The organism is Mucilaginibacter sp. L196 (assembly GCF_009765905.1).
Taxonomy (GTDB): Bacteria; Bacteroidota; Bacteroidia; order Sphingobacteriales; family Sphingobacteriaceae; genus Mucilaginibacter.
The window spans coordinates 1240973-1255827 of sequence record NZ_LMUO01000015.1 but is presented as its reverse complement, the minus strand read 5'-3'; the positions used below and the strand labels follow the sequence as shown (position 1 = coordinate 1255827).

The following is a 14855-nucleotide window of genomic DNA, read 5'->3' as shown; positions in this document are numbered from 1 at the left end:
GGTGTATCGCCCGGCGAATAAAGGTTTTCTAGTAGCCTGCAAAAGAAGCCGGTATTCATGTTAATCCAATGTGTAATTATGATCAACATTTTCGAAAAGTCACTTCTATTGGCAAGGAAAATTTCACCTGCTAAATATAAATTGCGTGGACAACTACCTAGCTCCTATACTGACTTTTTTGTTGAAGATGCTTCAAAATTAATTGCTGATAGGTTATTGGATAATGAGCCTTTAATGATCTCCCGGCTTGGTTCAATAGAGTTGAATTGTGTATTAAATTATATAAATCAAAAAAAAAGTTTCCGAAAATATTCGGATTACATTTTTGGGAAAATAGACTCCTATAAATGGGAAGACATAACGCTAAAATCAATGGGCACTTCAACTGGATTTTTTCCAGTGAATGTAGATATGCTGGCACGATTTAGTGAAATGATGTTGGATGATATGTGTGAAATTGACATACTGGGCTCATGGTTAAAAGAAGAAGTATTATTCTCTTCACAATTAAAAAGTACTTCGAAAGTTGGCTTACTTAATTTGGAGCCTTATAATCATAATGAGCCTTGGAGCCAGCATTTAAAAGGGAAAAAGGTGCTTGTAATACACCCATATGACCGGAGTATTCAGGCTCAATATAAAAACCGGGATTTTTTATTTAGCGATAAGCGGGTACTTCCGGAATTTGACTTGAAAACGATTCGTGCTGTACAAACAATCAGTAATAATAAATCGCAATTTGAGAATTGGTTTGATGCTTTAAATTACATGAAAGATCAGATTGTATCTGAATCATTTGATGTTGCAATTATTGGTTGCGGCGCTTATGGCCTGCCACTTGCAGCCTTTGTTAAACGTTTGGGGAAGAAAGCCATACATCTGGGTGGGGCCACCCAGTTACTTTTTGGGATAAAGGGAAAGAGATGGGAGGACAATTATCTTGATTACAAAACCCGAATCATGAATGAATATTGGGTAAAACCATTAAGCGAAGAAGTTCCTAATGATTTTGATAAGGTAGAACAAGGCTGTTATTGGTGATGGTACTTGATGCTAGATTATTGTCCAGAGGTTTTCGTATGTAATTAAACGTAAAAATACTTAATGGAAAATATATCCGATTTAAAATCCAAAGCAATCAATGGGTCGCTTTGGTCAATGCTCGAGCAATTTTCCATGCTATTTGTTCAGTTTATTGTCGGCGTAATCCTGGCAAGGCTTTTAAGCCCGGGAGATTACGGCCTACTGGCACTAACGATGGTGTTTTCCGGTGTTTCAGCAGCGATTACGGATGGGGGGTTTGAAAAGTCTTTAATTCATAAAAAAGACCTTTCCAGCGTTCAAATTAATACCATATTCTTTATTAATATCGTCTTGGGCATGGTCATGGTATTTGTTATAATTCTATTTGCTCCAATGGTGGCTATATTTTTTAATGCCCCTAAATTAACAATGGTTTTGCGGATAATGTCGATTGGCATTATCATTAATGCAGCAGGGCAAACCCCCAGTGCCTTGTTGAGAAAACATCTGGCATTTAAAAAGATATCTTATTCTCATATTTTCGGTTCTGTGCTAGGCGGAATAGTCGGTATAATACTGGCTATGAGTGGTAGTGGTGTTTGGGCGCTGGTAATTTCAACTTTAACATCCCAATTAATAATGTTGTTGGGATACTTATATTGCTCTTCCTGGCGCCCAAAACTGGAATTTAGTTATTCATCGATAAAATCAATGTTGAGTTTCGGACTCACTATTTTATTTAGCAGTATTGTTTTTTTTGTAATTCAGCAATTCAATAATATGGCTGTAGGCCGGTATTACAATAAAACCCAACTGGGGCTTTTTCACCGGGGGAGCAGGTTGCCTGAATTAATAACAAGTGTAGTTGAGGGGGTTGTGTTAAAAATGGCATTTCCTGTATTTTCAAAAGTTCAAGACAATAATGACCAACTTTCTGAGGTACTAAAAAAAACAATTCAAATATTAGCATTTATTACATTTCCTTTAATGACGATTCTCTTTTCCAATGCCAGAGATTTAACCATTATATTGTTTACCAAAAAGTGGGAGGGGTCTATCATATTTTTAGAGTTTTTTTGTATAGTTAAATTGTTTTATCCCTTTATCATTATATATAAAGAAGTTTTATTAGTTAAAGGACAGGCCGCACTATCCAGTAAAATACTGGTTGGTTTTTCTATTTTGGAAATAATATGTGTGTTGGCATTCATAAGTCATGGTGTTATTTACGTAATCATAAGTTCTTTGATTATGGCCGTTTTTCAATACCTGACTTATTTATGGTTTTTTTCAAAGAAAATAAATATATCCGTAATTGATCAGCTAGGTTGGATTGGCAAATATGTTTTTGCCGCTTTTTTGGTGTTTTTGGTTACAGTTATTACGGATAAGGTATTAAGTTTTTCGCAAATCTCTTTGCTTTTAAAATTACTGATCAAATTATTAGCAGGGGTACAGGTATATATATTATTTGCCTTTGTGTTAAAGATGAAGGAAACGGTGTATATCAAAAATGTAACTCAGTTTCTGACAAAAGGAATAAATGCCGCTTTATAGATACTTATGGTAATTAAATAATATCACCAATGCTCGACACCAAAAAGGAATATGCTATTTATAGGGCTGCGGACTTGGCAAGATATGATAAAAAGTATAGTCGGCTACACGGTGTTTTTTTTTCCGAACAATATTTTCTTCAAAAATTTGTATTGACTTTACGCAGGTTAGAATACTTAACCAATAAAAAAAGAAATATTATTAATAAGATTCGTTATTTCTTTGTGCTAATAGCTTATCGGAAATTATCATTTAAGCTTCAAATTAACTTACCGGTGAATACAGTGGGTCCCGGTTTAAGAATATATCACATAGGCTTTATAATTGTTCACTCCAATGCGCGTTTGGGTAGTAACTGTAGTCTTCAACCCGGTGTCGTCATCGGTCAAAAAAATGATCCTGAATCGGTTCCAACCATTGGAAACGATGTTTATTTCGGACCAGGGGCCAAAGCAATCGGCAAAATAATCATTGGAAACAATGTAATTATCGCACCGAATTCTGTTGTTATTTCTGATGTTCCAGATAATTGTGTGGTATCAGGTGTCCCAGCCAAGATCATTAAACACAATAGGTAAACTTAGCCAAAGGTCATATCAATAATATTTTATTTAATGGGTTTCGGTTAAAACGAAACTTATATAACGCTATCCGGCAACATCTATGAGATTAATTCAGAGTAGTAGATTTTAATGTCTATTAATTGATGAAGCATGATTTTAATCTGAATTAAAGAGCGTAGTTAAAAGTTGAGTAAGGCAGTTCTTGGGATATAAAAAATATTAAACAAGTTTAAAATGTGCGCACAATTATCAGATTTTTCGTCAACGCCGTATGCTCCACTTAATCCGAAGGATGACTTTCGGAAAGTGGTAAGCAGATACCTGTATCACTGGCCCTTATATATTGCCTTTTTCGCAATTTCGCTTGTCTGTTTGTTTTTTTACAGCAAGTTTACTGCTCCAGTATACACAATTAAAGCATCTATCATTATTAAGGATGAAGTAAAAGAACCGGGCTTTAAAAGTCAGCTTGAGCAGTTAGAGGTTTACAATACACCAAATTTAGCCGAAGATGAATTAGAGAAATTAAAGTCGCGGACACTAATGACCCAGGTTGTAAAAGACCTGCATCTTCAAGTTAGTTATTTTGTAAAAGATAATTTCAAAACCCTAGAACTTTATAATAATAGTCCGGTAAATTTCCATATGTATAACCTGCCCGGAGATGATACAACTGGAATACTTAGAATCAAAATAAAAAATCGAAAGGTGTTTCAGATTGAAGAGCCTAGCGGTCAAGCTAAAGAATTTTTATTTGGGCAAAATTTAACTAGTTTAAAATTAGGAACATATACAATTTCACCGGCTGCAGGATATGATAATTTTAGTAAAAAGCAAATTACCATAGTTGTCAACTCTTATAATAATACAGTCGACGGCTATCAGGATGCTTTGGTTGCAGAATTACCAAACAAACTGGTTCCCGTAATCGAGTTGTCAATTAAAGATCAGATTCCCGAAAGGGGTAAAACTATTCTTAATCATTTAATTGAACTTTATAATCAAAATAATCTTGACGAAAAAAATCAACTAACGGAAAAGGCACTTAACTTTATAAATAGTCGGATTGCCTCATTTTCAGGTACTTTAACGTCTTCTGAGATCGCAGTTCAAAATTATAGAAAAAGCGAAGGGATCGCAGACATGTCTTCGCAATCGAAAATTTATCTTGAAAATGAACAGTCGAATGATAGCAAGCTAAATGATGTAAATGTTCAACTAAGTATTATTAACGGAATTAGCAAATATTTGGTTTCGTCGCAAAATATTCAAATGGTTTCCGCATCATTAGGGCCTAATTACCCGGCATTAAATGATTTAATAGAAAAACTTTCTCAATTGGATTTACAGCGTGAAAAGATGCTGGCTAATACACCCGAAGGTAACCCGGCTTTTGATCCAATAAACAGAGCCATTCAGTCGCTAAAGGTTGAAATTGCAAATAATATTCAATCCATAAAACAATCGTTGCTGCTTACTAAAAGTAAGCTTCATGATAATAGTTCAAATTTTGAATCCTCTATAAAAAATGTACCCCAACAGGAACGGGAATTAATTAGTAAAACCAGAGAACAATCAATCAGAGAAGATCTTTATACCTATCTCGTTCAAAAAAGAGAAGAAATTGGGCTTAACTATGCTGCAATTTTGCCCGATGCCCGAATAGTTGACTACGCTTATGCAGGGGCGCCAAAGTCGTCTAGAATGATGTTTGGTATAATACTTATTTTGATTGGTGTAGTTTTACCTACAGGTATTATTTACGGTAGAATCACATGGACTAACCGCGTTATCGACCTGGATCAGGTTGAGCGAGAACTCGAAATTGAAATATTAGGTGAAATATCCAAAACTTATTTGACACCATCGCTGGTTAATTTTAATGATGGGTGTTTTGGTATAACCGAGGAACTTAGAGATTTACGAACAAATTTAAATTCAAAAAGAACCCATATAAATAAAGGTTCAGTGATAATGGTTACGTCAAGTATTGCTAATGAGGGTAAAAGTTTTATTAGCAGCAACCTGGGCTGTACTTTTGCGGTTTCAGGGAAAAAAGTAATTGTTTTGGAAATGGATTTTAGAAAACCTCAAATTTCTAAGGTGTTTGGTATGTCTGAACGATCTCCCGGGTTAACAGATTATTTAAAGGGTAAATCCAGCATAGAAGATATTATTCAGGTGTCTGAACATGATAATAACTTACATGTTATCAGTTCGGGGATGTTCGTTAACAACCCATCCGAACTTCTGCAAAGCGCATCAATGGACATTTTATTTACCTTTCTTCTGAAAAATTACGATGATATTATTGTGGACACGCCGCCTGTTAATTTGGTTACAGATGCCAAATTGATTGCCAGGTTTGCTGATATTACTCTGTACGTCGTTCGCCAGGCTTATACTTATAAAACTTTATTGCCCTTTATTAAATCGTTATACAAAAAAAATCTATTTAGCAACATGCACATAGTGTTTAACGGAGTAGACCGCAAACAGTATGGATATGATTATAGCGATAACTATTATTCCAGGGTAAAAAGGGGAAATAATTTGATGTTAAAAACCAATATGATGCAGTTCTTTAGCCGGTTTTAATCCACTTTTATAGCAGGTTATGTTTGCAGCAATCATTGCTCACGCGCCTCATTAAACCATATTACAACGGCAGGAGGTGGTATGCGAACAAATTAATACTCAATTATATTCACCATAATTTTATTAAATCATATGAAGCGATTACTTGTCGGGGCAACCCCTAGTCCGGCAAAGAAATTGCCCGGCTGGTCAAGTATTTATTTGGATATGCTCAGGATTATTGCGGCATTAACAGTTTTTTTTTATCATGTGTATTTTTTAAGATACCCCAATGGCGATGTAACTCATATACTAGATAAACTTTCGCACTTAGCAGTTATAGTTTTTTTTGTAATTTCTGGATATGTGATTGCTTATACAACATCCAGAAAAATAAGTACACTCAATAACTACTTAATAGTGCGGTTAAGTAAATTGGTTTCAGTTGTACTGCCAGCACTAATTATAACAGGAATTATACAATTTATACTAAAAATGTATTTTCCCAATATTTTAGGATTTTTTGTCAAAGGGTTATCATTCAGCCACTACATAATTTCGGGTGTTTTTTGCAACGAGATATGGTTTTATTCTGCAGCGCCAGCTTTAAATACACCATTGTGGTCTTTAAGTTACGAATTTTGGTATTACATAATATTCGGTTTGTTTTATTACCGGTCTGGAGGATTTAAATCCTATGTTCCCGGAATATTGGCTTGTGTGGTGGCGGGCCCTAAAATACTATTACTTATGCCTATCTGGCTTTTTGGGTATTTTGCGTATAAGCTTTCGCCCCGAATCAACATTAAAAGTTCAGTTAGATGGATTATTGTATTTTGTACATTACTGATTACAGCAATTTTAATAAAAGTTATTGTACCTGCGGCGCAGTTAGGCATATATCCATTGGTATATGCCAATCAGTTTTCTACTGACTGGATAATTGGCTTTAGCATTGCACTAAGTTTTTGGTTTTTACCACTTCATTCAGCTGGGGTAAATCAATTTTTTTATAAAGCTGTGCGGGCCGGTGCTGAACTTACTTTTCCACTATATGTATTGCATTTTCCGCTGATTATACTGTGGAATGCGGCGTTTAATACGACTAATGGAGTCCTAATCGGAGATTTATGGCAAGTCATTTTTGGGGTATTGGTGATATGCTGTGGAATTGGTTTACTGCTCGATAAATACCGATACCTATGGACGCGATTTAAATATCGTATTCAGTATCGTTAACATCTATAGAATTTATATGCTATTCTATTAAATAATTAGAATCATGAATCCAGTAACTATGAATTTAGATGTGATCCAAGATCTAAATTTTACAATAAAAAAAAATGCACTATATTTTACTATAGGTGTGGTTCTATTTTCCATTGGGAATGTTGTATTTTTTACAATAAGTCCAATTATAGCTCAATTAATTCAAACTGTAGCTTGTGTTTTATTTTTGCAAAAGCTTTTTGTAATGGCTGATTGGAAGTTTGAAAGTAGCTATTTAAAAATCTTGTTTTTTGCTTTAATAGCCTGGTCATCGTTTGTTATATTCAAGGGGCTGGATTTGTCATTTCCCTCTGTAAAAAAGTATATCTATTCTGATTTTGTATTTTGGCCATTTATTGTTCCTTTTACAGCATTACTACCCAAAAATGGGGTAGTCTTTAAGCAAATGTTCCTGGTTTTCTTTTACTTAGCAATCGTTTTTTTAGTCTTTGCAATTTTCGCGGCTAAGTTATACTTTGTTGAGCCCAGTATTGGAGAACAGGGCGTTTGGGCGTTTTCGAGTGGTGGTGGATTTATTTTACTTACTTGGAAATATCATTCAAATTTCAGACGACTTGTGGCTTTGGGGGCGATTGTTACTGCCCTGATAGTTGTAACACTTCTGGCCAGGCGGAACCTCATTCTTACAAATATTAATTTTCTGATCTTTTCATTTTTGCTCTATTTGGGGTATTATACTAAGGGTAATATACAGAAGAAATTAAGTTCGCTTTTCTTTTTTCTTGTAATGATTAGTTTGGCTGTGGTTGTTTTTCAACAACGAAAAGGAACAGATTTTAAACTGATCACTGGACGTGCATCGGAAGACACGCGTCAAGGTGTTTTAACTTACTATTTTAGTGGAATAAAAGGTTACGAGTTAATGGGGAAAGGTATGGATGGAACTTATATCTGCCCTGTTTTTAATCAGGTGACTAAAGAAAACCAACTCGTCGAAAGAGATGTAATTGAATGCGGTTATTTACAGATTATTTTGTCTGGCGGTCTGATTCAACTTTTTTTGTTTTTATTGATCACGGTTCCTGCTGTGATTTTGGGTGTTTTCTATTCCAGAAATGGTCTTTCAAAGGCTTGTGGCATAATTATATTGTTATGGCTGATTGATATGATCCCATATGGACTGCCAACAATTTCTGTTCGATATATGCTGGTTTGGTTTGCCGTAGGAGTTTGCTATTCCAAGTCATTCAGAAGACTTACTGAGAGTGAAATTCTTATCCAAAAGGTTATTTGAACTTAGGAACAATTATCAAAATTATATATATATGAAAGTTCTTTGGTTGACTCATACACCTGCGGGTGCCAGTAATAGGGTAAATTTTAAAGAGCCAGGAAGAGGGTGGATCAGCTCACTCGAAGAGCTTTTTACTTGTATGGACGACATAACACTTGGAATAGCCTTTTTTTCCGACAAAAAAACTGAACCCTTTGAAATTGGTAAGACAACTTATTACCCCGTACTTTTAAAATACACGTCTGCTATCGGTAAACTAGTTCAACGCATTTTTACACTTAAACGTGATGTCAACGTCAAGTCGGTGTTGGATGTTATTGAGGAATTTAAACCCGATATTATTCATCTTTTTGGTACGGAGTCTGGTATTGGCGATCTTAATAATTTAACCTCGGTTCCCATTATCGTGCATATGCAGGGGCTGGTAAATCCTTATTTAAATAATTGGCATCCAAATGGGATCTCAAACGGCGTTGTATTTCGGCATTCATCATTTCGTTCGTTACTTTTTAGAAGAGGCCTTTATTTTGAATATAGGCTATTTAAAAAGCGGGCAAAAAGAGAGTTACGAATTGTTAACTATAGGAAATACTTTTTTGGGCGTACTGATTGGGATAAAAATTTTCTCGGGCTTTATAAAAAAGATCTGCAATATTATCATTGTGATGAGGTATTGCGGCCATTGTTTTATCTATACGAATGGCAACGGATAAAAAAGGAGGAAAAAAAGCTTAAGATAATCACGACCGTTAGCCCACAGCTATATAAAGGAATTGACATCGTATTAAGCACTGCTAAGATCTTGACCGGAATATCAGACTTGAACTTTGAATGGATAATTGTTGGTGTAAAAGAAAACGATGAAGTAGTGTTATTGATGGAATCAATTTTTAAGTTGAAATTTAAAAATCTTCACGTGAGGTTCATCGGGCATAAAAACGAGTACGATTTAATACAGCAGCTTTTAGTTTCAGATATTTTTGTACACCCTTCACATATTGATAATAGTCCTAACAGCGTGTGCGAAGCAATGCTGCTTGGCATGCCCGTCATAGCTGGCTATGTTGGTGGGATTCCTTCATTGATAGAGGATGGGGTAAGCGGAATATTGTACAACTCTAACGATCCATATGAGCTTGCTGCTAAAATATTGAAGTTAAATGATGATAAAGACTGTATTGCACGGTTGTCATATAATGCAAGGATGAGTGGCATTAATAGGCATTGTCATGATAAGATAAAAGCAACTGTTATTCAAGCTTATCAAGATGTAATTAATTGGGAAAAATCAATTGAATACGAGCGGTGTTAGGTTTGTTGCCATTCGGAATTAATACTTAAAAAGGTACATATACCGCCGTTTTCACGAGTTGTTGCTCAATTCTGCTTATTTAAGAATTCCTCCATTATTAGAGCCTAAGATGTTGATCATTTTCTGGATTTTATAATTGTGGTGTTTGTTATTTTAATATCCAATCCATATCAAACAATTATTATGAACTCAGATACTATTGTTATTACAGGCGGCACCGGCTTTGTCGGATCAAATTTGGTAAATAAACTTAATCAAAATGGATTTAATCGAATCGTTATTATTGACGATTATGATGAACGTAAATTTAAAAATATCAAGAATAGCTTATTCATCGATTTTATCTCCTATAAGCATGGTATTGATCATATTGAGAAACAGCTTAATCAATATTCTATTTCGCATATTATTCATATTGGCGCAAATGCTGATGTGTTGATTAAAGATGCCGAATTGATGCTAAATTTAAATTATGATCATTCAAAGTTCTACCTTAATTATTGCCTTGGAAAAGGAATTCCGCTAATTTATGCTTCGAGTTCCGCAGTTTACGGGAATAGTAATTGCTGTAAAATAAACCAAAAGTGTGAAGATCCTCATAACGTATACGCCTGGTCAAAATGGATGTTTGACAAATTGGTTTTTTCCGGGTTGGACAGATTTAAAACCCCGGTTATTGGTTTGCGCTTCTTCAACATCTTCGGGATGGGTGAGTTTCATAAAGGAAAAAATGCGAGTTTACCTTTCCGATTTTATCAATTTATAAAAGAGGACGGGTTTATCGGCCTTTTTGATAAGGAAATTTTGAGAGACTATGTTTGGGTAGATGATGTTACCAGTGTTATTATTAACATTATGAAAGGTAACTGGGAAAATGGTATTTACAATTTAGGGTCAGGGCATCCAATTTCTCATCAGGAACTTGCTTCGATTGTCGTAGATATATTTATTGAAAGAGGTATTAAAACGTTATCTGAGGATTTGATCAGGCCTATTCAAATGCCTGAAGATCTTTTAAATACATTTCAATTTTTCACTAAAGCAGAAGGTGTTTTGCCAGAAATAAAAAAATATACTATTGACAATAAAGAAAAGATCAAAAATTATGTCAATCAACTAATCGATAGAGATATATCCTGATTCAGCAATCCACTTATTCGCAATAAATGAAAATATTTTACCTCTCGTCATCCGCATTTTCAGATAATCAAACCAGTTTGCTTCATCGTTTTTCGAAACAATATGAAATAATATACAGTGTGATTTTTCCTTATAAAAATTCGAATTATACTCCTGGCGAGATAGAATCTTATTGTCGAAAGCATAGCTTATCGTTTATTCCATTTCAATTAAAGTATAGGTTTCGAAATCCATTGGTATTGCTCACTTATTTTAAGATCATCAGGACGATTAAACGTTTGAAACCTGATGTGATTTTTTTTGCAAATTTCGATCAGGTTTATATTAATATACTGTTACGACTTGTTGATAAGAATATAACAATTGTAGGAATGCATGATGTTGTAAGTCATAGCAATACTTCATATAGTAAGCTGGCTCGGCTGTCTAAAAAGGTGTTGCTGAATTACTTTAAATACTTCCTGACCTACTCGTCAATTCAACAGTGTGTATTAAAAAAAAACTATCCTGATAAAGTAACGTTCCGCATTCCTTTGCCATTAATTGGTTTTGGGGAACCAAAACGACCGCCGGTGCCAGAGCGATTAGTTACATTCCTTTTTTTTGGTTTTATTTTACCCTATAAGGGGCTTGACATTTTGTTAAATTCAGTTAGAAGGATTGCTCAAGGCAACATTAAGTTCAAAATTATTATTGCAGGTCGATGCGATGATTGGGATCAGGAATACCAGGGGTTAATTGACGATGAATCTTTTATCGAAAAGCAGATAAGATATATTGGTAATGATGAAATTCCGCTTTTTTTTGCAAGGGCTGATTATTTGATTCTTCCATACCGCGACACTACACAAAGCGGGCCGTTGATGATCGCCTATAATTACAATGTTCCTGTAATAGTAAGCGATGCTGAGGGTTTCAAAGAATTTTTTGAAGAAGGAGTAACGGGTTATCATTTTAATATGGCTGATTCTTTAGGACTTGATCTCGTTCTGCTTGAAGCATTAACAAGGACCTCATCTAACTATGCCGCGCTTAAAGATCGTATGGAAATTTATGTTAACGAAAAGTTTTCTTTCAAAACAATCGTTAACACATACGAGGAAATGTTTGATCAGGTTCATTCTAATTAATCATGGGGGCTAAAAACAACCTTGCTTGACAATGAATAAATTATGCATAACAATAATAAACAGATGGCAAACATTCTAATTACCGCCCCATGGCTCGATGAAAAGAAAACCGTCAGCGGAATATCAACTGTTGTGCGAACAATCTTAGAAAGTAAATCAAAAAATAAATATTATCATTTTCGCCTGGGAAAAAGTGATTGTCAGAAAAAGCAATTGAGATGGTTTGCTGACCAAACCCTTATAGTCCCCAGGCTTTTATATAAAATGCTGAAATTTGATATTCAGTTAATTCATTTAAATATAACCTTTGAGAAGCAGGCTTTATTAAGAGATTATATTGTTTTTTTAGTGGTAAGGCGACTATTTAATAAACCAGTTTTATTGCATATTCATGGTGGCTTCTTTTTAATGCAATCTTTTCCAAAAGGCACTTTTTTTTGGAGATTAGTAAGAAGTATGTTGCTGGGGGCTGACGTAAATTTAGTTTTAAGCGATCTTGAAAAAGATCATATTTCAAAAAACTATGAAGTCAGAACATTTAGCCTTCCAAATGCTGTAATGCCCTCGCAAATAGCTGTTGAGAAAGACTTTAATAACAAGCTTATACTTATTTTCCTGGGGCGAGTAGTCCAGTCTAAGGGTATATTCCTGCTGGCTTCCGCTTTGGCTGAGCTTCATGACTTTTACGATCAGTTTGAATTACACATTTACGGAGCCGGTAACGATCTTAATGGCTTTTTAGAAACTCTTCAAAAAATAGAGAAATTAAACTTTAAATATTTTGGCGTTGTACAAGGAAAAGCGAAAGTCGAAGCGTTATCAAGTTCACATATTTTTCTATTGCCGTCAATTTCCAGTGAAGGGTTGCCGATGGCGTTGCTAGAGGCTATGAATACAGGGTGTGTAGTTGTCGTGTCAGACGACGCATCGATTACGTCTGTGGTTCAAGATGAATATAACGGCTTTATTGCTGCTAAAGGGAATAAGGAAATATTAAAAAATATTCTGTCAAAGATATTTATGGAACGGGAGACTTTGGAGCAAATCAGCTCCCAAGCCAAATTAACCATTGCTGAACGGTTTGACATTAAGAATTACATGATAATGCTTCAATATTATATATCAGCTTGTAATATTAGCAATGGTTAATAAAATGTAAGCCGCTGATAACATTTATCCTTACACTAGTTTCATTTTAAAGTGATTATTAATCTCGCGTACATATGATAAATTTTATTCAATCTAAAATTCAGCAGAGCATTGATGTAAAAGAAGAACTTTTGAAAGATTTATTACTGCTCCAAGATATTGAAAAGGTATCCCGACAGATCATTCAAACATTTAGAAATGACGGTAAAGTACTGCTATGCGGAAACGGCGGAAGTGCGGCGGATGCTCAACACCTTGCTGCGGAGTTTTCAGGGAGATTTAATTTTGACCGCGCTCCACTAGATGCCGAGGCATTACACGTCAATACGTCTTATTTAACCGCTGTAGCCAATGATTATTCTTACGAAGAAGTTTATTCGCGGTTGATAAAAGCAAAAGGCAAATCGGGTGATGCACTTATAGGTATTTCTACATCTGGAAACTCCGAAAACATTATCCGGGCTTTAAGAGAGGGTAAACACAGGGGATTATTTACCATTGCTTTAACCGGAATTTCAGGTGGTAAAATGGAAAAAGAAGTTGATATTATAATTAAAGTACCCTCTAACAAAACTCCCAGAATTCAGGAGTCACATATCTTAATAGGGCATATTATTTGTGAAATAGTAGAAAATTCAATGTTTAACCAGAAATGATGATTGATGAAGCGATTGTTTTAGCAGGAGGATTGGGTATCAGGCTGCAATCTGTTGTTAAAGAAGTTCCTAAACCAATGGCTGAAGTTGCGGGCAAACCATTTTTGGATTATATAATATCTTATTTGTACAAGAATAGTATAAGGAAGGTTGTTTTAGCTATAGGATACAAACATGAACTCATTCAGGAACACTTTGATAATTCGTTAAATAATTGGGGCTTGGATATTAAGTTTAGCATAGAAAAAGAACCGTTGGGAACGGGAGGGGGGATTTATAACGCATTTAAATTTATTGAGGGCCAACATGCATTTGTTATAAATGGAGACACTTACTTTGATGTCCAGTTGCAGCAAATGGTTCATCAATTTGAAGAAAAGTCAGCCGAGATGGTATTTGCCTTAAAGAAATTGAAGAATGCACAAAGATATGGTTCAGTAAAATGTGCAGATGACGGCCGTATCCTTTCATTTTCGGAAAAGGTAAATGATGATTCGGCAACAATTAATGGTGGGATTTATATAATGAAAAAGTCACTTACTGAAAGATTCCCAATGTCTGGTAAATTCTCAATAGAAGAACAATTATTTCAAAATAAGTTATCACTGATTTTAGCCTACGGAGAAATTTATCCGGGCAAATTTATTGATATCGGTATTCCGGAGGATTTTAATCGCGCTCAATCTTTTTTTAATATCAATGATTGATAAACCTTTAAGTACGCTATTCCTTGATAGAGATGGTGTGCTCAACAAAAAAGTAGATTTCGGATATGTACTAAAAGTTGAAGATATTGAGATTTGTGACGATGCCAGATTGTTTTTACATTGGGCGAAGACACAGTTTAAAAACATTATTGTAATAACAAATCAGCAATGCATAGGCAAGAAACTCATTTCGTTTGACGAATTAAATGTTATCAATAATCATATTAATAAGTTGTTAGGGACGCCAATTGACAGGTTCTATGTATGCCCACATTTGATAGAGGATCATTGTAGTTGCAGAAAACCTAATACAGGGCTTTTTTTACGCGCAGTAAATGCTTATGATATTCAGTTCAATAAATCATGGATGATAGGAGATTCAGAAACGGATTTGATCCCGGCTTATAACCTTGGAATCAAATCCGTTTATATTTCTGACTCATTTAATAAGCACGCTAATCTAATCGTACCGTCAATAAGCTATCTTTACCACAATAAAAGACTGCTTTATTAAGCT

Annotated in this window: 13 protein-coding genes; all 13 read left to right on the top strand. The window is 34.8% G+C overall.

The window, feature by feature from the left end:
• The first annotated feature begins 78 nt into the window (after positions 1-78).
• The 13 genes from GSQ74_RS16115 to GSQ74_RS16055 all read left to right on the top strand — a co-directional run bounded on the left by GSQ74_RS16115 (position 79) and on the right by GSQ74_RS16055 (position 14852).
• A complete protein-coding gene (locus tag GSQ74_RS16115; RefSeq protein ID WP_158995087.1) occupies positions 79-1041 on the top strand; it encodes a hypothetical protein in 963 nt (320 codons plus the stop codon).
• A 63-nt stretch (positions 1042-1104) separates the two neighbouring features.
• Positions 1105-2580 carry a lipopolysaccharide biosynthesis protein gene (locus GSQ74_RS16110; protein ID WP_158995085.1) on the top strand — a complete coding sequence of 492 codons (1476 nt, stop codon included), beginning with the start codon at positions 1105-1107 and terminating at the stop codon, positions 2578-2580.
• 29 nt (positions 2581-2609) lie between these two features.
• Entirely contained in the window at positions 2610-3158 is a 549-nt protein-coding gene (locus tag GSQ74_RS16105) for a serine acetyltransferase (protein WP_158995082.1), read from the top strand.
• 219 nt (positions 3159-3377) lie between these two features.
• Positions 3378-5741 carry a tyrosine-protein kinase family protein gene (locus GSQ74_RS16100; RefSeq protein ID WP_158995081.1) on the top strand — a complete coding sequence of 788 codons (2364 nt, stop codon included), beginning with the start codon at positions 3378-3380 and terminating at the stop codon, positions 5739-5741.
• Between the two features lie 132 nt (positions 5742-5873).
• Positions 5874-6959 (top strand): acyltransferase, encoded by a 1086-nt coding sequence (locus tag GSQ74_RS16095; RefSeq protein WP_158995079.1) that lies wholly within the window; start codon positions 5874-5876, stop codon positions 6957-6959.
• 43 nt (positions 6960-7002) lie between these two features.
• Positions 7003-8244 carry a hypothetical protein gene (locus GSQ74_RS16090; protein ID WP_158995077.1) on the top strand — a complete coding sequence of 414 codons (1242 nt, stop codon included), beginning with the start codon at positions 7003-7005 and terminating at the stop codon, positions 8242-8244.
• Positions 8245-8275: 31 nt separating this feature from the next.
• Positions 8276-9556, top strand: coding sequence for a glycosyltransferase (locus GSQ74_RS16085; protein ID WP_158995075.1), 1281 nt, complete (start codon positions 8276-8278; stop codon positions 9554-9556).
• Between the two features lie 183 nt (positions 9557-9739).
• Positions 9740-10696 carry an NAD-dependent epimerase/dehydratase family protein gene (locus tag GSQ74_RS16080; protein WP_158995073.1) on the top strand — a complete coding sequence of 319 codons (957 nt, stop codon included), beginning with the start codon at positions 9740-9742 and terminating at the stop codon, positions 10694-10696.
• Between the two features lie 26 nt (positions 10697-10722).
• Positions 10723-11826 carry a glycosyltransferase gene (locus tag GSQ74_RS16075; protein WP_158995071.1) on the top strand — a complete coding sequence of 368 codons (1104 nt, stop codon included), beginning with the start codon at positions 10723-10725 and terminating at the stop codon, positions 11824-11826.
• 63 nt (positions 11827-11889) lie between these two features.
• Positions 11890-12975, top strand: coding sequence for a glycosyltransferase family 4 protein (locus GSQ74_RS16070; RefSeq protein WP_158995069.1), 1086 nt, complete (start codon positions 11890-11892; stop codon positions 12973-12975).
• Positions 12976-13049: 74 nt separating this feature from the next.
• The gene (locus GSQ74_RS16065) at positions 13050-13631 is read left to right on the top strand and encodes an SIS domain-containing protein (RefSeq protein WP_158995067.1); all 582 of its coding nucleotides are present in this window, start codon (positions 13050-13052) and stop codon (positions 13629-13631) included.
• Positions 13628-14338, top strand: a complete 711-nt coding sequence (locus tag GSQ74_RS16060) for a nucleotidyltransferase family protein (protein ID WP_158995065.1) — start codon at positions 13628-13630, stop codon at positions 14336-14338. The genes GSQ74_RS16065 and GSQ74_RS16060 overlap by 4 nt, the downstream gene beginning before the upstream one ends.
• The gene (locus GSQ74_RS16055) at positions 14331-14852 is read left to right on the top strand and encodes an HAD-IIIA family hydrolase (RefSeq protein WP_158995063.1); all 522 of its coding nucleotides are present in this window, start codon (positions 14331-14333) and stop codon (positions 14850-14852) included. Before GSQ74_RS16060 ends, GSQ74_RS16055 begins: the two co-directional genes overlap by 8 nt.
• The last annotated feature ends 3 nt before the right edge of the window (positions 14853-14855 follow it).

Bases quoted from the DNA above. Each gene is read 5' to 3' on its own strand.
- GSQ74_RS16115 (WP_158995087.1), top strand. From the start codon at position 79: ATGATCAACATTTTCGAAAAGTCACTTCTATTGGCAAGGAAAATTTCA.
- GSQ74_RS16110 (WP_158995085.1), top strand. From the start codon at position 1,105: ATGGAAAATATATCCGATTTAAAATCCAAAGCAATCAATGGGTCGCTT.
- GSQ74_RS16105 (WP_158995082.1), top strand. From the start codon at position 2,610: ATGCTCGACACCAAAAAGGAATATGCTATTTATAGGGCTGCGGACTTG.
- GSQ74_RS16100 (WP_158995081.1), top strand. From the start codon at position 3,378: ATGTGCGCACAATTATCAGATTTTTCGTCAACGCCGTATGCTCCACTT.
- GSQ74_RS16095 (WP_158995079.1), top strand. From the start codon at position 5,874: ATGAAGCGATTACTTGTCGGGGCAACCCCTAGTCCGGCAAAGAAATTG.
- GSQ74_RS16090 (WP_158995077.1), top strand. From the start codon at position 7,003: ATGAATCCAGTAACTATGAATTTAGATGTGATCCAAGATCTAAATTTT.
- GSQ74_RS16085 (WP_158995075.1), top strand. From the start codon at position 8,276: ATGAAAGTTCTTTGGTTGACTCATACACCTGCGGGTGCCAGTAATAGG.
- GSQ74_RS16080 (WP_158995073.1), top strand. From the start codon at position 9,740: ATGAACTCAGATACTATTGTTATTACAGGCGGCACCGGCTTTGTCGGA.
- GSQ74_RS16075 (WP_158995071.1), top strand. From the start codon at position 10,723: ATGAAAATATTTTACCTCTCGTCATCCGCATTTTCAGATAATCAAACC.
- GSQ74_RS16070 (WP_158995069.1), top strand. From the start codon at position 11,890: ATGGCAAACATTCTAATTACCGCCCCATGGCTCGATGAAAAGAAAACC.
- GSQ74_RS16065 (WP_158995067.1), top strand. From the start codon at position 13,050: ATGATAAATTTTATTCAATCTAAAATTCAGCAGAGCATTGATGTAAAA.
- GSQ74_RS16060 (WP_158995065.1), top strand. From the start codon at position 13,628: ATGATGATTGATGAAGCGATTGTTTTAGCAGGAGGATTGGGTATCAGG.
- GSQ74_RS16055 (WP_158995063.1), top strand. From the start codon at position 14,331: ATGATTGATAAACCTTTAAGTACGCTATTCCTTGATAGAGATGGTGTG.